This window comes from Dietzia alimentaria 72 (assembly GCF_000226215.1).
Classification (GTDB): domain Bacteria; phylum Actinomycetota; class Actinomycetes; order Mycobacteriales; family Mycobacteriaceae; genus Dietzia; species Dietzia alimentaria.
The window spans coordinates 498,202-518,869 of the sequence record NZ_AGFF01000023.1 but is presented as its reverse complement, the minus strand read 5'-3'; the positions used below and the strand labels follow the sequence as shown (position 1 = coordinate 518,869).

At 66.5% G+C, this 20,668-nt stretch carries 21 protein-coding genes; 10 read left to right on the top strand and 11 right to left on the bottom strand.

What is annotated here, in order from left to right; all coding sequences use genetic code 11:
- Positions 1 to 2 precede the first annotated feature (2 nt).
- A complete protein-coding gene (galE, locus tag ON04_RS11870; RefSeq protein ID WP_010541843.1) occupies positions 3 to 983 on the bottom strand; it encodes a UDP-glucose 4-epimerase GalE in 981 nt (326 codons plus the stop codon).
- Entirely contained in the window at positions 980 to 1,666 is a 687-nt protein-coding gene (locus ON04_RS11865; protein WP_010541842.1) for an iron-dependent transcriptional repressor DtxR, read from the bottom strand. The genes galE and ON04_RS11865 overlap by 4 nt, the downstream gene beginning before the upstream one ends.
- A gap of 225 nt (positions 1,667 to 1,891) precedes the next feature.
- On the opposite strand from ON04_RS11865, the gene ON04_RS11860 reads away from it, so the two are divergent.
- Positions 1,892 to 3,124, top strand: coding sequence for an acetoin utilization protein AcuC (locus tag ON04_RS11860; protein ID WP_010541841.1), 1,233 nt, complete (start codon positions 1,892 to 1,894; stop codon positions 3,122 to 3,124).
- A gap of 93 nt (positions 3,125 to 3,217) precedes the next feature.
- Positions 3,218 to 5,956 (top strand): bifunctional acetate--CoA ligase family protein/GNAT family N-acetyltransferase, encoded by a 2,739-nt coding sequence (locus tag ON04_RS11855; protein WP_010541840.1) that lies wholly within the window; start codon positions 3,218 to 3,220, stop codon positions 5,954 to 5,956.
- A 112-nt stretch (positions 5,957 to 6,068) separates the two neighbouring features.
- On the opposite strand, the gene ON04_RS11850 is transcribed toward ON04_RS11855, so the two are convergent.
- From ON04_RS11850 to ON04_RS16000, 4 genes are all read right to left on the bottom strand, one after another.
- Positions 6,069 to 7,037 (bottom strand): sigma-70 family RNA polymerase sigma factor, encoded by a 969-nt coding sequence (locus tag ON04_RS11850; RefSeq protein WP_010541839.1) that lies wholly within the window; start codon positions 7,035 to 7,037, stop codon positions 6,069 to 6,071.
- 168 nt (positions 7,038 to 7,205) lie between these two features.
- Positions 7,206 to 7,643: a D-aminoacyl-tRNA deacylase gene (gene dtd, locus ON04_RS11845; RefSeq protein WP_010541838.1), complete on the bottom strand. Its 438-nt coding sequence runs from the start codon at positions 7,641 to 7,643 to the stop codon at positions 7,206 to 7,208.
- Positions 7,640 to 9,232, bottom strand: a complete 1,593-nt coding sequence (locus ON04_RS11840) for a DUF7782 domain-containing protein (protein ID WP_010541837.1) — start codon at positions 9,230 to 9,232, stop codon at positions 7,640 to 7,642. Before ON04_RS11840 ends, dtd begins: the two co-directional genes overlap by 4 nt.
- Complete coding sequence (locus ON04_RS16000; RefSeq protein ID WP_010541836.1) at positions 9,229 to 9,678, bottom strand: DUF3099 domain-containing protein; 450 nt, start codon at positions 9,676 to 9,678, stop codon at positions 9,229 to 9,231. Before ON04_RS16000 ends, ON04_RS11840 begins: the two co-directional genes overlap by 4 nt.
- A gap of 57 nt (positions 9,679 to 9,735) precedes the next feature.
- Here ON04_RS16000 and ON04_RS11830 point away from each other — a divergent pair, with 57 nt between their 5' ends.
- Positions 9,736 to 9,981: a DUF3039 domain-containing protein gene (locus ON04_RS11830; protein ID WP_010541835.1), complete on the top strand. Its 246-nt coding sequence runs from the start codon at positions 9,736 to 9,738 to the stop codon at positions 9,979 to 9,981.
- 109 nt (positions 9,982 to 10,090) lie between these two features.
- Complete coding sequence (locus ON04_RS11825; RefSeq protein WP_238529314.1) at positions 10,091 to 11,809, top strand: DEAD/DEAH box helicase; 1,719 nt, start codon at positions 10,091 to 10,093, stop codon at positions 11,807 to 11,809.
- A gap of 125 nt (positions 11,810 to 11,934) precedes the next feature.
- Here the strand turns inward: ON04_RS11825 and ON04_RS11820 are convergent, their stop codons facing one another.
- Positions 11,935 to 13,323: an RNA polymerase sigma factor gene (locus ON04_RS11820; RefSeq protein WP_010541833.1), complete on the bottom strand. Its 1,389-nt coding sequence runs from the start codon at positions 13,321 to 13,323 to the stop codon at positions 11,935 to 11,937.
- Positions 13,324 to 13,503: 180 nt separating this feature from the next.
- Complete coding sequence (gene ppgK, locus ON04_RS11815; protein ID WP_010541832.1) at positions 13,504 to 14,349, bottom strand: polyphosphate--glucose phosphotransferase; 846 nt, start codon at positions 14,347 to 14,349, stop codon at positions 13,504 to 13,506.
- Between the two features lie 161 nt (positions 14,350 to 14,510).
- Here ppgK and ON04_RS11810 point away from each other — a divergent pair, with 161 nt between their 5' ends.
- Positions 14,511 to 15,374, top strand: a complete 864-nt coding sequence (locus ON04_RS11810) for an inositol monophosphatase family protein (protein WP_010541831.1) — start codon at positions 14,511 to 14,513, stop codon at positions 15,372 to 15,374.
- Here the strand turns inward: ON04_RS11810 and cei are convergent.
- Entirely contained in the window at positions 15,364 to 15,942 is a 579-nt protein-coding gene (gene cei / locus ON04_RS11805) for an envelope integrity protein Cei (RefSeq protein ID WP_010541830.1), read from the bottom strand. The two genes, ON04_RS11810 and cei, sit on opposite strands and share 11 nt — an antisense overlap.
- 265 nt (positions 15,943 to 16,207) lie before the next feature.
- Here cei and ON04_RS11800 point away from each other — a divergent pair, with 265 nt between their 5' ends.
- On the top strand, positions 16,208 to 16,510 hold the full coding sequence (locus ON04_RS11800; RefSeq protein ID WP_010541829.1) for a DUF4193 domain-containing protein: 303 nt from the start codon (positions 16,208 to 16,210) through the stop codon (positions 16,508 to 16,510).
- A 24-nt stretch (positions 16,511 to 16,534) separates the two neighbouring features.
- Here ON04_RS11800 and ON04_RS11795 read toward each other — a convergent pair whose 3' ends face one another.
- On the bottom strand, positions 16,535 to 17,041 hold the full coding sequence (locus ON04_RS11795) for a DUF3093 domain-containing protein (protein ID WP_010541828.1): 507 nt from the start codon (positions 17,039 to 17,041) through the stop codon (positions 16,535 to 16,537).
- Between the two features lie 54 nt (positions 17,042 to 17,095).
- Between ON04_RS11795 and dut the strand changes: the two genes are divergently transcribed.
- The 4 genes from dut (at position 17,096) to ON04_RS11775 (ending at position 19,626) form a co-directional block, all read left to right on the top strand.
- On the top strand, positions 17,096 to 17,575 hold the full coding sequence (gene dut / locus ON04_RS11790) for a dUTP diphosphatase (protein ID WP_010541827.1): 480 nt from the start codon (positions 17,096 to 17,098) through the stop codon (positions 17,573 to 17,575).
- A 78-nt stretch (positions 17,576 to 17,653) separates the two neighbouring features.
- The gene (locus tag ON04_RS11785) at positions 17,654 to 18,478 is read left to right on the top strand and encodes a DUF3710 domain-containing protein (protein ID WP_010541826.1); all 825 of its coding nucleotides are present in this window, start codon (positions 17,654 to 17,656) and stop codon (positions 18,476 to 18,478) included.
- Between the two features lie 31 nt (positions 18,479 to 18,509).
- Positions 18,510 to 18,917: a single stranded DNA-binding domain-containing protein gene (locus tag ON04_RS11780; protein ID WP_010541825.1), complete on the top strand. Its 408-nt coding sequence runs from the start codon at positions 18,510 to 18,512 to the stop codon at positions 18,915 to 18,917.
- Positions 18,904 to 19,626, top strand: a complete 723-nt coding sequence (locus ON04_RS11775; RefSeq protein WP_010541824.1) for a DUF3159 domain-containing protein — start codon at positions 18,904 to 18,906, stop codon at positions 19,624 to 19,626. Before ON04_RS11780 ends, ON04_RS11775 begins: the two co-directional genes overlap by 14 nt.
- 84 nt (positions 19,627 to 19,710) lie before the next feature.
- Here ON04_RS11775 and ON04_RS11770 read toward each other — a convergent pair whose 3' ends face one another.
- On the bottom strand, positions 19,711 to 20,634 hold the full coding sequence (locus ON04_RS11770) for a DUF2189 domain-containing protein (protein ID WP_010541823.1): 924 nt from the start codon (positions 20,632 to 20,634) through the stop codon (positions 19,711 to 19,713).
- Positions 20,635 to 20,668: the final 34 nt, after the last annotated feature.

The following is a 20,668-nucleotide window of genomic DNA, read 5'->3' as shown; positions in this document are numbered from 1 at the left end:
ATTCAGCGGGGTGCGGAGTGGGCGCGGTCGCCCAACGCCTCCGTGAACGCCCAGGCGTCCTCGACGATCGTCCGGAGGTCTGTGCGGGTGGGCTTCCAGCCGAGTTCGGCTATCGCCTTCTCGCTCGAGGCGACCAGGACCGCGGGGTCCCCGGCGCGGCGCGGCGCCACAAGGTCCGGAATGGGGTGTCCGGTGACCTCGCGGCAGACATCGATGACCTCGCGCACCGAGAAGCCTTCTCCGCTGCCCAGGTTGAGAATTCGATGGGTGCCGGGGGAGTTGGACTCCAGGGCCAGCAGGTGTGCGTCGGCGAGATCTGCGACGTGAATGTAGTCGCGGATGCAGGTCCCGTCGGGTGTGGGCCAGTCGTCGCCGAAGATCTTGATCTCGTCACGATGTCCGAGTGCCACCTGGAGAACCAGCGGGATCAGATGGGTCTCCACCACGCGGTTCTCGCCTGCGGTGCCGTACGCGCCGGCGACGTTGAAATATCGGAGGCTGGTCGCAGCGAGACCGTGGGCCGCCGCGTAGGAGGTGATCGCGTGATCAATCGCGAGTTTGGTAGCGCCGTACGTGTTGGTGGGGCGTGTGGGCATGTCCTCGGTGATCGGGACCTGCTCCGGCTCTCCGTACGTGGCGGCGGTGGAAGAGAAGACGAGGTTGCTCACTCCGGCGGCGCGCATCTTCTCGAGCAGATTGAGGGAGGTGACGACATTTCCCTGCCAATACTCCCCGGGCTTCTCCACTGACTCGCCGACGAGCGAGCGGGCCGCGAAATGGAGGACGCCGTCGAACGAGGAATCCAGAACATCCCCGGCGAGTTCGGCGACGTCGCCCTCGATGAAGGTCGCCCCGCTGGGAACGCCGGCACGGTTACCGGTCGACAGGTCATCCACCACCACGACCTCATGGCCGCGTTCAAGCAGGACAGTGGCGCAGACGCCTCCAACGTATCCGGCGCCCCCGGTGACGAGGAGCTTCACAGGATCTCCACCTGGATGGCGTGGGCGTGGTCGCCGTCCAGCTCGACCCGATGGCCGTCCCCGGAGTCGAGCTCAACCAGGTGGCCGCGGCGGGTGGCGGTCACGGTCTTGAGGGGTTCGACGCCCGCCCGGCGGAACTCGGAAATCAGCTCGGCATCGATCTGGACGTTCTCGCCGATCGCCTGGATGCGGACACGTTGCGCGATGTCGTTCTCGAGTGCGGAGAGGCGGATGTACTCGGGTTCGTCGTCCGCCGGGGCCGTGTAACCGATTAGGTCCAGACCGGGGATCGGGTTTCCGTACGGGGACGTGCGGGGGTCTTTGAGCACCTCGATCAGGCGACGCTCGACGTCATCACTCATCACGTGCTCCCAGCGGCACGCCTCGGCGTGAACCTTGTCCAACTCCAACCCGATCACGTCCACGAGGAGACGCTCGGCGAGTCGGTGCTTGCGCATCACACCGACCGCCAGCTCACGCCCCGTGGCGGTCAACTGCAGATGACGGTCGGGTGCGACCAGAACCAACCCGTCGCGTTCCATCCGCGCCACCGTCTGGCTGACGGTCGGGCCACTCTGCTCGAGGCGCTCCGCGATGCGCGCACGCAGCGGGATCACGCCTTCCTCCTCGAGCTCGTAGATCGTGCGGAGGTACATCTCGGTGGTGTCCACCAGGTCCTTCACGCTGCAGTCCTCCACATTGAGAAGTCGTTCGTTCATCCCGGCGGGTGCAATCACCGACCGAGTCCTGCTCACAAGCCTACCGTCGGGGCTCGAACCGGGGTGGAGAGCGCGCTATCGGCGGCGGACACCGCGCGCGGACGCGTAGATTCGCAGGTGACGCGCCCCACTCTCGCCGCGGGGTGCACGGGCCGGGATTGACCCGGCGATACGGGGAGGACGGTAGCCATGCCAGGGATCCGCGACGGGGTCGCCGCGAAGGTGGTCTGGAGCCCCTCGCTGCTGGAGTATCGACACTCCGCAGATCATCCGATGAGTCCACGACGGCTCGATCTGACCATGTCGCTGGCCACGGAACTGGGCGTGCTGCAAGGCGTCGAACTCCTCGACCCGGGAATAGCCACGGATGACGAACTGCTCCGCGTGCACACCTCGCGCTATATCGATGCGGTCAAGGTCGCCGGTGATCTCCCCCCGGGTGAGCACATCGGCATGAGTCACGGGTTGGGAACCGCTGACAACCCGACGTTCCCGGCAATGCACGAGGCGAGCGCCGCGGTCGCCGGAGGAACGCTGGCCGCGGCCCGCGCCATCGCCAGTGGCGCGGCGACTCGGGCGGTGTCCGTCGCGGGCGGCATGCACCATGCGATGCCGGCCGCCGCATCGGGCTTTTGCGTGTACAACGACGCGGCCGTGGCGATCAGCTGGCTACTCGACAATGGTTACGAGCGCATCGCTTACGTCGACATCGACGTCCACCACGGTGATGGCGTCCAGGCCGCCTTCTACGATGACCCACGGGTGCTGACGATGTCGCTCCACCAGCATCCTGCGACCCTGTGGCCGTCCACCGGATGGGCGTCGGAGACCGGGGTGGGTCGGGCCGAGGGAACTGCTGTGAACCTGGCTTTTCTGCCCGCCGCGACCGACGACCTGTGGCTGCGCGGATTCCACGCGGTGGTTCCCGGCGCTCTGCGTGCGTTCGAGCCGCAGCTCATCGTGATCCAGGCAGGCTGCGACTCCCACCGGGAGGACCCTCTCGCCGATCTCTCGCTGACCGTGGACGGGCACCGGGCCTCCTACCTCGAGCTCGTCGCGCTGGCTGAGGAGATCTGCGAGGGGCGACTCATCGCGATCGGTGGCGGTGGATACGAGCTCGTGCGGGTCGTACCGCGCTCGTGGACGCACCTCATCGCGGCGGTCCTCGGCGCTCCGATGGACCCGTCCACGGCTATTCCCGAACAATGGCAGACCATGGCGGGCAAGCTCACGGTCCCCGATCGCGTCCCGCAGACGATGAGTGATGGCGAGGAGCCGATCTTCACACCGTGGGAGCCGACCGGAGCCGATCGTGGGGTGGAGGTTGATCGTTCGCTGGCCAGAGTGGATCAGTCGATACTTGACACCAGACGGTCGGTCTACCCCCTGCTCGGACTCGATCCGGACGACCCGCGGGACTGACCGCACGGCATCAGGTCCGCCATACGCGGACCGGATGCGCGAGTGACCCCACCACGAACACCCGACATCGCGACCCGTCCCCTGGAGGACCTTATGGCGCATCCCGACGACACCACGACCGACAACCCGACGGCCGACGGAAACCCAGCGGTGGAGCCGCCCGAGCACGCGTCGACCGACACCTCTATCGACGAGTACCCGGCGGGCTATCCACACGATTGGGCGGCGGACGTGCTCGGCTCCGACGGTCGAGCCGTCCGGATCAGGCCGATCCTGCCCACCGACGCGGAGAAGATTGCCAGCTTCCATTCCAGCCTGTCCGATCGGACCCGCTACCTCCGTTACTTCGGCTCGCGGGACGTTCTGTCAGACCGGGAGCTCAAGCGGATGACCCACGTGGACTACCGCGACCGGATGGCGTTCGTCGCCGAGCTAGGTGCCGAGGTGATCGGTATGGCCATCTACGAGCGATTGCCGGACTCCACCTTCGCGGAAGTGGCCTTCACCATCTCAGATCAGCATCAGGGCCGCGGTCTGGGTTCGATCTTCCTTGAACATCTGGCGGGTGCAGCCGCGGAGTGCGGGATCGACCACTTCGAGGCGGAGGTGCTCTCGGAGAACCGATCGATGATCCAGGTGTTTCGGCGCGCGGGCTACGAGATCTCGCGTTCCTTCGACGGTTCCTCGCTGCATCTGGAGTTCGCGATCGACCCGACCGAGGCACTGACGAACGTCCGCAACTCCCGCGAGGCGGCGGCCGAAGCGCGGAGCCTCGCACGCGTCCTGACGCCGTCCTCGGTCGCCGTGATCGGCGCCTCCGACCAGGTGGGCAAGATCGGCCACACCGTGTTGCGCAACCTCATCGGTAACGGCTTCTCCGGTCCCGTGTACCCGGTGAACTCCGACGCCACCTCGGTCCAGTCGGTGAGGGCATACGCGAGTGTCCGAGACATCCCGGACCCGGTCGATCTGGCCGTGGTCGCGGTACCGGCGGCGTCGATGTCCGAAGTTCTGGACGACTGTCTGTCCAAGGGGGTCTCGACACTGGTTGTGATCTCAGCGGGGTTCTCCGACGTCGGCAGCGCAGGGGTGGTTTCCGAGCGGCGACTGGTCGGTGAGGCGAGGGCGCACGGTATGCGCGTCGTCGGACCGAACGCCCTCGGGGTGATCAACACTTCCGCCGATGTCCAACTCAACGCCACGCTCGCAGAGGTCGTCCCTGCGGCCGGCCGGGTGGGCTTCTTTTGCCAGTCGGGTGCTCTGGGCATCACCATCCTCGCCGCCGCCGCACGGCGTGGGCTGGGACTGTCCACGTTCGTGTCGGCGGGCAACCGCGCCGACGTGTCCGGTAATGACCTGCTCCAGTACTGGGACACCGATACCGCGACCGAGGTCGTGCTCCTGTACCTGGAGAGCTTCGGTAACCCGCGCAAGTTTTCGCGGATCGCACGCAGGGTTGCACGGAACAAACCGGTCGTCGTGGTCCGCCGCGCTGCCGATGACCTGGAATCCGGCGTCCAGGGACTTACGGCTGCCGCTATCCGTAGATTGTTCCGCGACTCCGGGCTCATCCAGGTCAACTCGATCACCGACATGTTCGATACCGCCACGTTGTTGGCCTACCAGCCGCTTCCGGCCGGCGGCCGGCTGGCTATCGTGGGCAACTCCACGGCCGTCGCCCGGCTGGGCGGAGACTCGGCGCGTCAGCAGGGATTCACGGTGGCCCATTCCGTGGATCTGGGCGCCGGAGCAACCCCAGAGGACTTCCGTTCCGCGATCTCCGACGTGCTCGCGCGCGATGAGGTCGACTCCGTGCTCACGGTATTTGTTCCTCCGGTCGCCACCGAGCCCGACGCGTTCGCCGAAGCCATCCGTGCGGCTGCGGCCGAGAGTCTGAAGCCAGTCGTGAGTACGTTCCTCGCGGGTGAGGGGCTTCCGGAGGGGCTGACCGTGACGGACCAACACGGTGTGGCGTCTCGTGGTTCGATCCCGTCGTACCCTTACCCGGAACGGGCGGTCTCGGCGCTGGTGCGGGCCCGACGCTATGCCGAGTGGCTCGGTCGGCCGGCGGAGAAGCCGGCCGAGTACGACGACATCGACCGTGCCCGAGCTCGCGAACTCGTCGACTCGCTGTGTCACGTCCATGCGGGGTCTGAATCGTTCGAGCTCACGCAGGGTCAGGTCCGGGGGCTGTTGGAGTGCTACGGGATCGACATCGTGGAGTACCGTGTGGCCACCGATGTCGAACACGCGGTGATGGCGGCCGAAGAGATCGGCTACCCGGTGGCGGTCAAGGCGGTCAGCGAGCGGTGGCGCACCCGCAGCGACCAGTCGGGGGTCCGGTTGGACCTGGCCGACGCGTCCGCCGTGCGGCGCGCGTTCGATTTTCTCCAGTCGACAACCGGCTCGCGTTCTCTTCACGTGCAGAGGATGGCTACCAAGGGCGTCGCGGTAACCATTCGCGTGGCGGATCACCCGATTTTCGGATCGCTTATCTCGTTTGGTCTCTCCGGCATGCTCTCGGATCTCCTCGCCGACCGGGCGTTCAGCACGCTGCCCATCTCGCCGACCGAGGCGGCGGCGCTACTCGACCGTCCGCGCGCGGCACCGATCCTCGACGGTTACGCCGGGGACACCGCAGCGGATCGCGGGGCTCTGATCGAACTCATGGGGCGGGTGTCCAGCCTCGTGGAAGACGTACCGGAGCTGCGGCGGCTGTCGGTGGACCCCGCTCTCGCCGCGCCCGACGGACTGGCAGTTCTCTACGCCCAGGTCACGTTCGGACCGCCTCCCCAATTCAGCGGAGACGAGGGCCCGCGGCGGCTCCGCTAGCAGGTCTGGATTCAGGAACTCATCAAAATGAGACAGGCCCCGCCCGTCCCTTCGCAGGGTGGGCGGGGCCTTTCAGTCACCGAGCCGGGTGAAAGTTGGCAATACAACGAGATCAGATCGCGTACGACCGCAACTTGTCGGCGCGGCGACCCTCGCGGAGCTTCGCCATGACCTCGCGCTCGATCTGCCTCACGCGCTCGCGGGAGAGCCCGAAGCGCTTGCCGATCTGGTCGAGGGTTCGCGGCTGGCCATCGTTAAGGCCGAAACGCAACATGATGACCTGCTGCTCGCGCTCTTCGAGCGTGGCAAGGACCGCGCGAACGTCGGAGTGCATGACGTTGGACAGCACGGTGTTCTCGGCGCTGGTTGCCTCGGCGTCCTCGATGAAGTCTCCCAGCGGCGCCTCCTCGTCGGCGCCGACCGGCATATCCAGGCTCACCGGGTCCCGGGAGTGATCGAGAAGTTCTTCGATCTTGTGGGCGGGGATGCCGGACTCCTCGGCGAGCTCGTCCAGCGTGGATTCGCGGCCGAGCTGCTGGTGCAGCTCGCGCTTGATCCGAGCGAGCTTGTTGACCTGTTCCACGAGGTGCACGGGGAGCCTGATGGTGCGGGACTGGTCGGCCATGCCTCGCGTGATGGCCTGCCGGATCCACCACGTGGCGTACGTGGAGAACTTGAATCCCTTTGCGTAATCGAACTTCTCCATGGCGCGGATTAGTCCGAGGTTGCCCTCTTGGATAAGGTCCAGCAGCGGCATCCCGCGACCCGTGTAACGCTTGGCCAGAGACACCACCAGACGCAGGTTCGCCTCCAGAAGGTGGGCGCGCGCTGCTTCGCCCTCCGCGACTACGGCCTTGAGGTCGCTCTTTCGGACCGGGCCGATGCGCTTCTTGGTCGCAAGAATGTGCTGGGCGTACAGGCCGGCCTCGATGCGCTTGGACAGCTCGACCTCGTCCTCTGCCTTCAGGAGAGCCGTCTTGCCGATCCCGTTGAGGTAAACACGGACCAGATCCGCACTCGGGCTCTGTCCGTCGGGCTCCGCCTCCGTCCGAGGGGCCGATCGGGTGGTGGCTGACGTCATGTCTCCTCCTCCTGCCTGGCCCGATGATCGGGCCGGCGTTCGGTTGCTGGTGGACGGATCAGGGTCGTGTCTGTCCAGATCACGGTCACATACCCTTACAACGGCAACGGTGTCAGGAATGTTCCCGGATACATGATCTCGGTCACCGGGAGGACCGCCACCGCTCCGTCACCGCGTCGGAGAAGTCTCCACCAGCAGCGTGAACGGCCCGTCATTGACCGAATGGACACGCATCATTGCGCCGAACGCGCCGGTCGACACGTCGAGTCCACGTTCGCGCAGCCCTCTCACCACTGATTCCACCAGCGGTTCGGCTACGACCGAGGACGCAGCCCGCGACCACGACGGTCGCCGACCTTTGGTCGTCGAACCCATCAGTGTGAACTGGCTGACGACCAACACCGGAGCGCCCACCTCCACGGCACTGCACTCGTCCCGCAAGATGCGCAGCTCCGAGATCTTGCGAACCATCGTGGAGACGTCGTTCTCGTCGTCGTCGTTCGATACCCCCAACAGCACCAACAGTCCGGGTCCGGGCAAGGCGCCCACCACCTCGTCGTCGACGGTCACCGATGCCTCGGTGACACGGGAGAGCACCGCCTTCATCCCGCCCAATCCCCATCCCGGGGGGCCACGGCCCCGGGCGGTAGGAGTTCGGGCTCACCGACCGGCACCAGGAAACCGTGGAGGACGAGGTCGGCGACCACCCGGCGCACGGGTGCGGCCAGCGCGTCCGGGTCCTCACCCGCCGACGCCGCGGCCAGGATAACCAGGTCCGCCAACGGCAACGCACCCGTGCGCGTCCCCCGGAGCACCGTTGCGGTGATCGGATCGATCTCATGGCGCCACCGCGCGCCCGTCACCCGTTCCACCACCACCGTGGACGGACCCTCGATGGCACCCACGGTCGGGGCGGTGGGCGCGAGGGACTCTGATAAGTGCAGGTGGACATCGGGGGAGACGGTGAAGACGGTGGAGTCCAAGGCGATGTCCTCGCCGCCGTACCGGTCCGCGGCATCCCGTAACCAGGCGGTCCTCGCGAAGTAGGCCTCCGCTTCGTCCCCGAGCCCTCCGTCGAACGGATGGGTCAGGTCCTCGCACAGTACCGACGAGGGACCGTCGATGCGGCGCATGTAGACGTATCCGAACCCGATGCCGGTCACCCCCTCTGCCTCGAAGTGGTCCAACCAGGCGTCTGCAGCGAGCCATGCCGTCTCGTCGCGCGGATCCATCCCCTCATCGGTCAGCCACGTCCACACGTAGAGCCCCGGATCGGAACTGTCACGTCGCAGCACCCACGCCTCGACGCCCTCGGGCGGAACCCACGACGCGATATGGGCTCGCCAATCGGTTTCCTCTCGCTCCACCCAGGACACGAGCATCACCGCGGTACCGCCCGCGGCCAGGTGCCCGGCAGCGCCCGAGACCACCGTGCGACTTGCCCCGTCCAACGCCATTCCCGACTCCCGGTACGAATGGCCCTGTTCGGACGGGCCCACCACGAACGGTGGATTGGCCACGATCCGGTCGAAGACCCGGTCCTGTACCGGCTCGAACCACGGTCCCCGCAGTAGCTCAGCCTCCAGACCGTTGATGGCCAGGGAAGCGGCCGCCAGTTCAAGGCAACGTTCCGTGATGTCGGTGCCGGTTCCGGAACCTGCGTTCTCGAGCGCGTGAACAAGCTGGATCCCGCACCCCGTTCCCAGATCCAACACCGAATCGGCGGGGGAGGAGGGGGTGATCCGCAGCAGGGACAGTGTGGCCTGCCCGACGCCCAGAACGTGATCCGGGCGGGTCTGGGCGTGGACCATCGACCCGTCCACGTCCGAGAATATCCAGCGTGTGCCATGGCCAGTGTCCACGGGACGCAGGTCGACCGACGCGCGCACCAGCCCCCCATCGGCCGGGGACCACAAACCAGCCGCCTCACCGTCTGCGATCGGGACCTCCGGGAGCGCGGCCTCCACCTCCGGGCGCGGCACAGGGTCGCTCAGGACGAACAGTCTCAGCAACAAACCCGCTGTGCCTGCTCCACGGCAGTGGCGGCGGACCGTCGCCGCGTCCGACCTGGCCAGCGCCGACACGCCATCGAACCCCAGGAAATCCTCCAGACCGGATACCGAGTAGTCGTGACGACGGAACGCGTCAGCGAGGGCGGGCGCGAGGTCCGCGAGGGACGGGGTGGGGAGGGTCACTCTGGGGGTTCATTCTCGTGAGTATGGTCGGGCTCTTCGCCGTGGTCAGAGCCGCCGCTCGGCCTGTCGGGCGGGTCCGGCGTGGGCGCCGCACCGGTGATGCCGGACGGCAACGACTGCGGAGTGTACGAGGTCAACCGCCCCGCCGAATAGGTGCGAGCCTGACCTTTGGGTAGTGGCGGACGGTCGTTCGCCCCGATCACAGCTATCCACGGGATGGGGATGGACCCGATGACGATCGCCACCGTGATCCACGGGTTGTGCCACAACACGTGCGCACCGGCAGCAACGAGTAGCGCGGGGATCCGCACACTCATAAGAAGAAAGTAGCGTCGCTTCCGTGCCGAGAGCTCGTCGTGGTACGACTGCCGCGCTCCGGTGATGAGAACCGGTTTCGATGTGTCGTCCCGTTCCCCGGACCGGTTACGTCGGAAGTCGGGTGCCATAGCTCCAAGGTACTCCGGCGTTGGCGCCGCGACGCCTGGGTGCGGCATCATGAGGGTGTGAGCAACACTCGGACAAAGACACTCGAGCGTCCCGAGGTCACCACGACCGAGGAGACGCAGGACGACGCCCCCAAATTCTTCCACTACGTGGACAAGAGCAAGATCGCCGAAAGCGCGGTCATGGGCAGCTACGTGATCGCCCTGTGCGGTGAGGTCTTCTCCGTCACCCGCTCGGCTAAGCCCGGCTCGCCGGTGTGCCCGGAATGCAAACGCGTCTATGAGACCCTGAAGCCTGGTGAGTAGTCCCGGTGCGGTCCCGGGCCCCGAGGAACAGACCGCAGAGAACACCGCCCCGACGTCCGGGGGTGCACCGCTGCGCTCCTGGCAGCGCACAGCTCTGCGCAAGTACCTCATGGCGCGGCCGAAAGACTTCCTCGCCGTGGCGACCCCAGGAGCCGGCAAGACGACGTTCGGGCTGCGCGTGGCCACGGAACTCCTGGCAGACCGAACGGTGGACGCCGTCACGGTGGTTGCCCCCACCGAGCACCTGAAGTACCAGTGGGCCGAGTCCGCAGCGCGGGCCGGCATCGCCCTCGACCCCGAGTACTCCAATTCCTCAGGAGCCCTGGCGCCCGAATTCCACGGCGTGGTGGTGACTTACGCGCAGGTGGCCTCTCACCCGTTCAAGCACCGCGAACGGACGGCCTCACGTCGGACGCTGGTGATCCTCGACGAGATTCACCACGGCGGTGACGCACGAAGTTGGGGAGATGGCATCCGTGAGGCGTTCGACGACGCCGAACGGCGTCTGTCGCTCACCGGTACGCCGTTCCGCTCCGACGACAGCCCCATCCCGTTTGTCACCTACGAACCCGACGGTCAGGGGCACCAGCGTTCCAAGGCCGATCATTCGTACGGCTACGCAGACGCACTCGCCGACGGCGTGGTGCGGCCCGTGGTGTTCCTCGCCTATTCGGGCGAGGCGCGTTGGCGGACGAACGCCGGCGAGGAGTTCTCCGCACGACTGGGAGAGCCTCTGAGCGCTGACCAGACCTCCCGCGCCTGGCGGGTGGCGTTGGACCCCCACGGTGACTGGATGCCGGCAGTGCTCCATGCTGCGCACACCCGGCTGCGCCAGATCCGGTCCGGCGGGGTGCCGGATGCCGGCGGTCTGGTGATCGCCACCGACCAGGAGCGGGCTCGTGAGTACGCGGCGCTGCTGACGGAGATCACCGGGAGAGTCCCAGTTGTGGTCTTGTCCGACGACCCCACGGCCTCGAGTCGAATCGGGAAGTTCGCAGAGTCCACCGATGAGTGGATGGTCGCGGTCCGCATGGTCTCCGAGGGCGTGGACGTGCCCCGTCTCAGTGTGGGCGTGTACGCCACCAGCGCATCGACCCCCTTGTACTTTGCGCAGGCGATCGGTCGATTCGTCCGGTCGCGGCGCCCGGGAGAGACCGCGTCGGTTTTCCTGCCCTCAGTTCCTGTGCTGTTGCAGCTGGCATCGCAGATGGAGGCGCAGCGGGATCACGTTCTGGGAAAGCCCCACCGTGAGGGCGGGCTCGAAGACGAACTCCTCGCGCAGGCCAACCAGCAACAGGACGAACCGGACAACGCGGATGAGGAGGAAAAAGGCTACATCTCGTTGGGTGCAGATGCCGAGCTGGACCAGATCGTCTACGAGGGTTCCTCCTACGGCACAGCCACATTCGCCGGGAGCGAGGAGGAAGCCGATTACATCGGGCTTCCCGGGCTTCTGGGCGCGGACGACGTCAAGGCGCTGCTGCGCCAGCGGGAGAAGGAACAGATCAAGCGGATGCCAGGGGAGACCGCTGCCGGTTCGGTAGCGGTGGTCGGGGTCGATCCTGCGGTGTCCGGTGCCACGATTCCCGGCAATGCCGCCGGCCCGGGCGCCCAGGCTGGCGCAGCTGCCGAACGGGTCGCCTCCGCCGCCGAGCTCAAGGATCTGCGTCGGCAATTGAACACCCTTGTTTCGGTCTACTCGGGTCGACTGGGCAAGTCCCACGGCGCGATCCACTCACAGCTGCGCAATTCGTGTGGTGGCCCGCCCGTGCCGATGGCGTCCGCTGAGCAGATTCGTGAACGGATTTCCACGCTACGGAGCTGGTAGCCGAGACGTGTGAAGCGATGTTGGGCCCGAAGTGGGCCGAGCGGCGTTCACTGATCATTAACACATGCAGGAAGGGCCCCCGTCTCTTTCGACGGGGGCCCTTCCTGCTATGCGAGAGACGCGTGTCAGTCCAGGTAGTCGCGCAGCACCTGGGAGCGCGATGGGTGCCGCAGTTTGGACATTGTCTTGGACTCGATCTGCCGAATCCGCTCGCGCGTGACGCCATAGACCTGACCGATCTCGTCGAGGGTGCGGGGGAGTCCGTCGGTGAGTCCGAAGCGCAGGCGCACCACACCCGCCTCACGCTCGGAGAGTGTGTCGAGAACCGACCGGAGCTGGTCCTGGAGCAGGGTGAAGCTGACCGCGTCCACAGCCACGACGGCTTCGGAGTCCTCGATGAAGTCACCGAGCTGCGAGTCACCCTCGTCGCCAATGGTCTGGTCGAGCGAGATGGGCTCTCGGGCGTACTGCTGGATCTCCAGTACCTTCTCCGGGGTTATGTCCATTTCCTTGGCCAGTTCCTCAGGCGTGGGCTCGCGGCCCAGGTCCTGGAGGAGCTCCCGCTGAATGCGACCGAGCTTGTTGATGACCTCGACCATGTGCACCGGAATTCGGATGGTGCGCGCCTGGTCGGCCATCGCGCGGGTGATGGCCTGACGGATCCACCATGTGGCGTACGTCGAGAATTTGTAGCCCTTGGTGTAGTCGAACTTCTCGACCGCACGGATCAGGCCGAGGTTCCCCTCCTGGATGAGGTCCAAGAATGCCATGCCGCGGCCGGTGTAGCGCTTGGCCAACGAGACGACGAGACGCAGGTTCGCCTCGAGCAGATGGTTCTTGGCGCGGACACCGTCGCGCTCGATCCAGCGGAAGTCACGGCGCTGGGCGGTGGTGAGCTTATCGCCGCGCTCGACGACCTGCGCCATGTGCCAGGTGGAGTAAAGGCCGGCCTCGATTCGCTTGGCCAACTCGACCTCCTCCTCGGCATTGAGGAGCGCGACCTTGCCGATCTGCTTGAGGTAGGCGCGGACGGAATCTGCGGAGGCGGTGAGCTCGGCGTCCTTGCGGGCCTGGCGAAGGGCCTCGGACTCGTCCTCGTCCCAGACGAAGTCGCCCGATGCCTTGTCCTTGGCGGTCGGCTCTTCCTTCGTCTCCTCGTCGGCTTCCGTGTCCTCGACGTCCTCGACTTCGACATCTTCCAGTTCGGCGGTGTCGGGCTCCACCTCGGGAGCGTCAACCACGTCGACCGGAGCGTCGTCCACGACATCGGTGGCCTTGGGAGCCGCAGTTTTCTTCGCTGCGGTCTTCTTAGCCGCTGTTTTCTTGGCGGGGGCCTTCTTAGCCGGCGCCTTCTTGGCCGCTGTCTTCTTGGCGGCGGTCTTCTTGGCCGGCGCCTTCTTGGCGGGAGCCTTGCTCGCCGCGGTCTTCGTGGCGGGGGCCGCGCCCGTGACCTCGGTGTCCGACGGGTCTCCGCTCTTAGCGGGATCCGAACTGGTGGTCTTCGTGGCTGCCACAAACGCCCCTTCACAACCGGTTGCTCGATGGGAAACAGGGATCGATGCCGCGGGGTCCGCTGGCACTCGAGCCGACCGCATCGCGGTACCGGGCCCGTCCCCGGCCGGTACGTGTTCCCGGCCTGCGCCATTGTAACGAGGAACTGCGCCGAGGGTCGCATCCGGCGGGGTTATCCGGGGTCAGCCGACACCGCGGGAGAGGACCCCACTCAGATCCACGACGCCTGTGCGGGCGGCGGCGTAGAGCGCTGCGCCGATGATCCCGGCGTCGTTAAGTCGAACGGCGGCCCTGACCGGTGTCCGGTTCTCCAGGAGGGGGAACCACTCGTCCGCGGCCTCGCTCACCCCTCCGCCGAGCACGAATGCGCGTGGCCACAAAAGATTTTCTATGGACCGCAGGACGTTGGACACGTGGGGAGCCCATTCGGCGAAGGTCAGTTCGTCGCGGGCCCGGACGGCTGCGGAGGCAAGGTGTTCCGCCTCGTCGAAGCCCCGGCCGGCGATGTCTTCCACGAGCAGGTGCCCGAACTCGGTGTTGGGGACGAGACGCCCGTCGATGAGCAGTGCGGATCCGATCCCTGTGCCGAATGTCAGCAGAATCACCAGGCCGTCGATACCCTCGCCGGCGCCGTAGTGGATCTCGGTCACTCCCGCAGCGTCGGCGTCGTTGAGCATGAGGACGTCTCGACCGGGAAGATGCCGGTCGAACAAGGCGTTGACGTCGCAGCCGATCCAGGACTTGTCGATGTTGTGCGCGATCCGGGTGGTGCCGTCGTGAATTACGCTGGGGAGGGCGACACCGATCGGGCCGTCCCAGTTGAACTCTTCGACCAACTCCCGGATCACTTCCGCGATCGCGTCCGGAGTGGCCGGTTGTGGGGTGTCGCGGATCAGTCGGTCGCCGATGAGTTCGCCGTTGTGCAGGTCTACGAGACCGACCTTGATACCGGTGCCCCCCACGTCTACCCCGAGGCCGGTCGTCGTGGCCTCTGAGGGGTCTGTGAGGTCTGGGGTGGGGCTGGGCATGGTTCGCTCCCGCGGTAGGGGCCGTGCGGCGACACGGCGGGTTATCTCGGCGGCGCATCGAGCCGCCGGGGCACGATGGGGGCAACGGACGCCCGCGATCAGGGTATCGGCGGTCGGGCGTTGGTGCGGCTACATCCGGTGACGACGACGAGGAGGGCCAGATGGCCGGGGAAAGTGCAGTGGGAATGGCGGGCGGAACAGCCGGTGGCTCGGTCGGCGAACTGAGGTCGTTCGCCGACTCTTTGGCGACCAGCGGCGGGGACGTGGCCCGCCGGATGCTCGGGGAGTTCGCGACATCCGGCTTGGACCCGCGGTCTAAGAGCTCGGCGACCGACCCGGTCACGATCATCGACACCTCGGTGGAAGAGCACCTGCGCTGTGAGGTCGCATCCGGCCGTCCCGGGGACACCGTCCTCGGCGAGGAGGGCGGTCAGGATGCGACCCGCCTGGCGCAGGGTGGCGTGCGGTGGATTGTCGATCCGGTCGACGGAACGGTCAACCTGCTCTATGGCATCCCGTTCACAGCGGTCTCCGTGGCAGCGGAGGTCGACGGGGTTGTGGTCGCGGGCGCGGTCCACAACATCACCACCCGCGAGACCTTCACGGCAGGGCTGGGGCTGGGAGCGATGCTGAGGATGGCTGACGACACCTCGACAGCGCTCCGTGCCTCGACATGTGACGACCTTGCCCTGGCGTTGGTGGGCACCGGGTTCGCCTATGACGCGGATATCCGGGCCGAGCAGGGGCGACTGGTGGCCTCGCTACTGCCCCGGGTGCGGGATATCCGTCGGTGTGGGTCGGCGGCGCTCGACCTGTGCATGCTCGCCGCCGGGAGGTTGGATGCCTATTACGAGCGCTGTCTGAAGCCGTGGGACCACGCGGCCGGTGCGTTGATCGCCGCGGAAGCGGGAGCCGTCGTGTCGGCCTCCGACGACGACTCGGTTGCGACAACCGCGGCGGCACCGGGAGTCGCAGCGGACTTCCTGACGGCGTTGAGGTCCCTGTCTGGACCCCTCAGCAGCTGACAGAGCGAGCGGCGTCGAGTTCCGTGGAAATGGGCTGACGTCCGACCTTGAGCTCGTCGAGCGCCCCGATACCGGCCGTCGAGTCGGAGAGCCGAGAGAAGATGGTTCCCAGAACCAGGTCGACGCTGCTGTCGTCGCGACCGTCGGCCACGAGCTGCATACAGGGCGCGGCCAGTGAGAGCGATCTCGCGTTCGCTTTTCCGGACTCGCCGTAACGGATCTGTCCGTGGCACTCGAGATCCTGGGTGTAGACGGGGTCGTTACCCGTGGGGTTCTCTCCGGCGGCTTGGAAGCCCAGCTCGGCGAGCTGGGCAGCTACCGCGCCGGCCTGACCACTCTGACCGTTTGCGTTAAGCACGCGCACCCTCGTGTCACTGAGCAGCGCGGGCTCCACCGCGTCGAGTGCGCTTGCGGATTCGTCCCGGAGCCCGGCCTCCTCGGCTGCGGGGGTCAGCGGGCATGCCGCGGCCTGTGTCGCGGCGTCATTGCCGCCTAGCGCTGTGGCCCACACGAGGCCTCCGAGAACCAGTGCTGCCACCACGAACAGGACGTACGGACTGCGCAACATTCCTATCCCCCGTGTGGGGGTCGGACTAGGCGTCGTCTGCTTGCTGAGGTGGACGACCATGTGGGCCCTTCCTGCAGGTGAACCTGGGGAGAAACCGATCAGCCTCTCGCCGACCACTCTAAACGCAGCGGTGGAAAGTGCCGGTGGTCTCACGGAGCGCGTCCGGCGGATGAAATTCGGCGGAGTTTCCGTTAATATGCGTGCGCCGGTCGCTCCGTGATCGGATTCGCGACCCCTCGTCAGCAAACCCGCAGAGAAGAGACTCATGGCAACCGACTACGACGCACCCCGCCGGACCGAAGCCGACGAGCTCGCCGGTGATTCACTGGAGGAACTCAAGGCCCGACGGGTGGAGGGTGCCACCGGAGAGGTCGACGTGGACGAGACGGACACCGCCGAGTCCTACGAGCTCCCCGGTGCCGACCTTTCCGGGGAGGAGCTCACCGTTCGAGTGGTCCCTGAGCAGGAGAACGAGTTCACCTGTGGTGAGTGCTTCCTCGTCCACCACCGCAGCCGCTTCGCCGAAGAGCGAGATGGAATGGCGATCTGTGTGGATTGCGCGGGCTGACCCATCAGGCCGCCGCGTTCACGCTCAGTCGTAACGGTTATCGGGCAGAGCGGCGGCCAACCCCTCGGGGTCACGAGTGCTGATCAGCCAGTATGGCGTGGGGTCCATCGGATCGTCTAAGACGACGATCACCATCGTGGGAATGTATCCGCGGTGGATCACAAAGGCCTCGGGATCGAGCTGCCTGCCCATGGCGGCGAGTTTCGCGGTGGCCGGGACCACAGCACTCCGGGAGATCGCCTCGAACGGCAGCTGAGCTCGTCCGGCGTAGAGGGTTCCGCCGCCCTGCCCGTCGGATTCGACCTCGATTCGCTCGCGACTGACCCGGACAAAGAGCCAGCCGAGTAGCGACGGGACCACCACCGCGAGCAGCCAGAACCACCAGCGTGCACCGATCATTGCAGCCAGCACGATGGCTGCGGCGGTGATGACGGACAGGGCGACCCACCACCACACCGGAACCCGTAGCTTCTCGGAGTGCACCGGGCGCGGCTTGCGGTCGGGTGAGGGGCGGAGATCTTCTTCGGTCACAGCTCTAACACTATCGATCATTCGGGCCCGGCCCGGCAGGAGGGCAACGACACCATGAACGTTTCGGACGACGTGAAGACCCCGCGTGAAGAGTTGCGGCTGCATCGACTGGACTCTGAACTGCCGCTGCCGGCAAGGGCACACCCGACAGATGCGGGGATTGATCTGCACGCCGCTGTGGACTGTGATCTCACGCCTGGAGGCCGGGAGCTCGTGGGAACGGGCGTGGCGGTCGCGATTCCGTCCGGTTACGTCGGGCTGGTTCACCCCCGGTCAGGACTTGCGGCACGGGCTGGCCTGTCTATCGTGAACGCTCCGGGCACGATCGACGCGGGCTACCGAGGTGAGATCAAGGTCAACTTGATCAACCTCGACCCCTCAGACACCGTCCGGATCACGCGGGGCGACCGGATCGCCCAGCTCATCATCCAACGGGTTGAGCTCTGGGATGTGGTGGAGGTCGACCAACTCGATGAGACCGATCGTGGCGAAAGCGGTCACGGGTCGACCGGCGGACACCACCGCCTGACCTGACCGGTGAGAGGATCGTTGGGTAGCGTCGCGTGAGACGATACTGCCCGGGATCGGGCCGTACGGGGAGAGGATTCCACCATGTTCGGACGTAAGAAGCCAGCGACCGCGGCCCGCGACACCACCGCATCCGGCGAGGCTGAGGGTTCAGGTCCGGTCGCACCGGGACCTCATGACCGCTCGGCGGTAGGGGACGTCCAGAAGTACTTCGAGGCACTCGGCTTCGGACACATCGATCTTGGTGCAATGGCCATCGGCGTGCCTAAAGGGCGCGATCTCAACGTCGCTCTGGACCCCAACGGGCAGCCCGAGTTCCATGTGGTCACTCAGGTGTCGAGGGTCATCCCGCGGGCTTTCGCGGCGCCGAAGTCGGCCGGGCAGTGGCGCCTCCTCGTGGCGAGCATGCGGGAGCAGCTCGAAGAGCAGGGCGCAGATGTCACCGTGGTGGACGGCCCGTGGGGCCGCGAGCTCGTCGCTGAGATGCCCGGGGCGGTGTTCCGTGCGATCGGAGTCGACGGCAACCGCTGGACCGCCGAAGTCCGGATCATGTCCACACCGGAGCTTGCGGAGCAGGCTGCCGTCGAGGGGCGCGAGGTGTTCGAGCATCTGCTGATCAACCGGGGCGACGGGCCGATGCCGGTGAAGGAACAACTTCCATTGACTATCCCGGACGAGATTCAGCAGGCTCTGGTCAAGGCCCAGTCACAGGCCGCCGCCCAGCAGCAGGCGAGGGCCTACCAGCAGCAGATGGGAGCCGGTCAGATCACCCCAAATGCCGGCCAGCCCGCGGCGGCGCAGCCCCAGCCCCAGGATGCATCCGCCCAGGCGCAGGCGTCTCCAGCTCAGCCTGCACCGCGCCGTGACGGCAGCGCCATGGACCGGCTGCGCGGCGACGACGACCTATGACTCGTTTATTGCTGACAGCGGAGGTCTGACGATGCCACTGGGGCGTACTCTGCGCGAGCTGAGTGCCCGGCTCACCGACTCAGTCGACGCCCTTGACGCGGCCGACCTCTCCGGCCGTGTCCACGGATTCGGGTGTGTCCGGGTCTCCGAGGTCGGACGCGGTGACCTCGCCTCACTGACAGGACGGATCCGGACCGTGCTGACCGGTAGTGGCGAGGATTTTCTCGGGGTGACAGCGGAGGTGTTTGACGGCACCGGAGCTTTTGAGGTGTGTTGGCTGGGACGGCGCGCCATTCCCGGGATCGATACGGGCAGGTTCATCCGCGTGTTCGGCCGCGTAGGCATCCGGGACGGAAACAAGATCATGTTCAATCCGCGATACGAGCTGCTCGCCGGGCAGCCCCGCAGAACCGGTGAGGAATCACGTGACAGAGCCTGAGGGCCACGAGGAAGAGCAGCCCAAGGGCCCGCACCCCGCCCAGCGCCCCGAGAAGACCCGCAAGACCGCATTCGGTGACCCGGACGCGTCGCTACTGGAGCAGATGGGCGGTGTGCGCGGGCTTGTCTATTCGTCGATTCCCATCATCGCGTTCGTTCCCATCAACGCCATCTGGGGCCTCGGAGTGGCCATCTGGTCGGCACTGGGTGTCGGGCTGGCCATGCTCCTCTGGTCCCTGGTCAGGCGGGAAAACCCCCAGCCGGCCATTTCCGGGTTCATCGGCGTCGCGATCTGCGTGTTCATCGCGTGGCGTACGGGCAGCGCTAAAGGGTACTTCCTCTACGGGATCATCACCCAAGCGGTGTACGGGGCCGCGTTCGCTGCGTCGGCTCTCGCACGGTGGCCACTCGTCGGAGTGATCTGGGGATTTCTCGACGGCAAGGGAATGGCCTGGCGTCGGATCTCCGCAGCGCGCCGGTGGTACGCGGTCGCGACGTGTTTCTGGGCGGCGCTGTTCGCGATCCGGGCGGTCCTGCAGTACGTCTTGTATCTCAGTGACGAGGTGACGTGGCTCGGGGCCGCTCGTATAGCGATGGGATGGCCACTGGCGCTTCTTGCGTTCGCGGGGACCATCTGGGCGGTGCGCCGCGCGATGGTGCACGAGGACGAACCCGCCGAGCCCGTGGAGCCTGTGGAGCCGATGGGCTGATAGTGCCCCCATTGACTCGTCCGGGACGAGGCGGAGTCCTCCGGACACCCGGTCGGAGGGCCCCGCCTCATCGCCTCTGAGCGGTCAGAAACTCTGCTGTGGGGAAGTTCCGGGGACGACGCCGGCCCGGCTGGAGAAGTCGCTCGGGCCGGTGATGAGCCGGTACGCGTACATCGAGGACAAGGTCGCCACGGGGAGCGCGACTAGCGCGCCGATGCCGAGGAGCAGGAAGCCGAGCACCACGATGAGCGTGTTGAGGATCGCCAGGGCGAAGAGGTTGCCACCGTCCGACTTGATCGCGTTGAAGCTGGACTTGACGGCGTCGATGGCGGTCATCTCTCGGTCGATGACGAAGTAGTTCGTCCAGTAGAGGAAGAACGCGACGACCAACGCGCCCACGAGGAAGGCGACGAGACCTAGTGCCGTCGCGATCGACACGAGTATGGAGGCGACGACGAACCATCCGAAGTTGTGCAGCGTGAAGAAAGCGCCCAGCGAGGGCTTGTGCCCGTCCACCTCGAGGAGGGCGCCCCTGATGGTGAACGCCTGGAACAGCCATCCGAGGAGGATCGTCAGGACGCTGAAGACCATTCCGGTCGGCCCGAGGGCCATTGAGTCGGAGTCGGTTCCGAGCTGCCCCAGCTGGTTGAGGACGAAGCTGGCCACCCCTGCGAGTAGCGTGATGAGCACCCACGGCAGAGGATTGGCCATGAACATTCGCCATCCGGCTCCGATGGCGCCCGTCGCCGACACCGTCCCGGTGGCGAAGGTATTGGTACCGGGCATCGACTGCTCGTAGTAGCCGCCGCTCTGCGGGTAGGCGGACCCGTACGCAGGGTCGCCGTACTGCTGGCCGTAGCCGTGTTGGCCGTAGGCAGGGTCGCCGTACTGCTGGCCGTTGCCTGTGCCGCCATAGGCCTGCTCCCCGTAGTTCTGCTCGCCATAGAAGCGGGGCTGATCGGGATCGTCCCGCGCGCCGTCCTCGGACTGTCCGTCACCTGGAATCATGAGTGCTCCTGCTTCGTTCGGTGTTACGGGCGCG

Coding starts and splice junctions, on each gene's coding strand:
- ON04_RS11860 (WP_010541841.1), top strand. CDS start 1,892: ATGCCAGGGATCCGCGACGGGGTCGCCGCGAAGGTGGTCTGGAGCCCC.
- ON04_RS11855 (WP_010541840.1), top strand. CDS start 3,218: ATGGCGCATCCCGACGACACCACGACCGACAACCCGACGGCCGACGGA.
- ON04_RS11850 (WP_010541839.1), bottom strand. CDS start 7,037: ATGACGTCAGCCACCACCCGATCGGCCCCTCGGACGGAGGCGGAGCCC.
- dtd (WP_010541838.1), bottom strand. CDS start 7,643: ATGAAGGCGGTGCTCTCCCGTGTCACCGAGGCATCGGTGACCGTCGAC.
- ON04_RS16000 (WP_010541836.1), bottom strand. CDS start 9,678: ATGGCACCCGACTTCCGACGTAACCGGTCCGGGGAACGGGACGACACA.
- ON04_RS11825 (WP_238529314.1), top strand. CDS start 10,091: ATGGCGCGGCCGAAAGACTTCCTCGCCGTGGCGACCCCAGGAGCCGGC.
- ppgK (WP_010541832.1), bottom strand. CDS start 14,349: ATGCCCAGCCCCACCCCAGACCTCACAGACCCCTCAGAGGCCACGACG.
- ON04_RS11810 (WP_010541831.1), top strand. CDS start 14,511: ATGGCCGGGGAAAGTGCAGTGGGAATGGCGGGCGGAACAGCCGGTGGC.
- cei (WP_010541830.1), bottom strand. CDS start 15,942: ATGTTGCGCAGTCCGTACGTCCTGTTCGTGGTGGCAGCACTGGTTCTC.
- ON04_RS11800 (WP_010541829.1), top strand. CDS start 16,208: ATGGCAACCGACTACGACGCACCCCGCCGGACCGAAGCCGACGAGCTC.
- dut (WP_010541827.1), top strand. CDS start 17,096: ATGAACGTTTCGGACGACGTGAAGACCCCGCGTGAAGAGTTGCGGCTG.
- ON04_RS11785 (WP_010541826.1), top strand. CDS start 17,654: ATGTTCGGACGTAAGAAGCCAGCGACCGCGGCCCGCGACACCACCGCA.
- ON04_RS11780 (WP_010541825.1), top strand. CDS start 18,510: ATGCCACTGGGGCGTACTCTGCGCGAGCTGAGTGCCCGGCTCACCGAC.
- ON04_RS11770 (WP_010541823.1), bottom strand. CDS start 20,634: ATGATTCCAGGTGACGGACAGTCCGAGGACGGCGCGCGGGACGATCCC.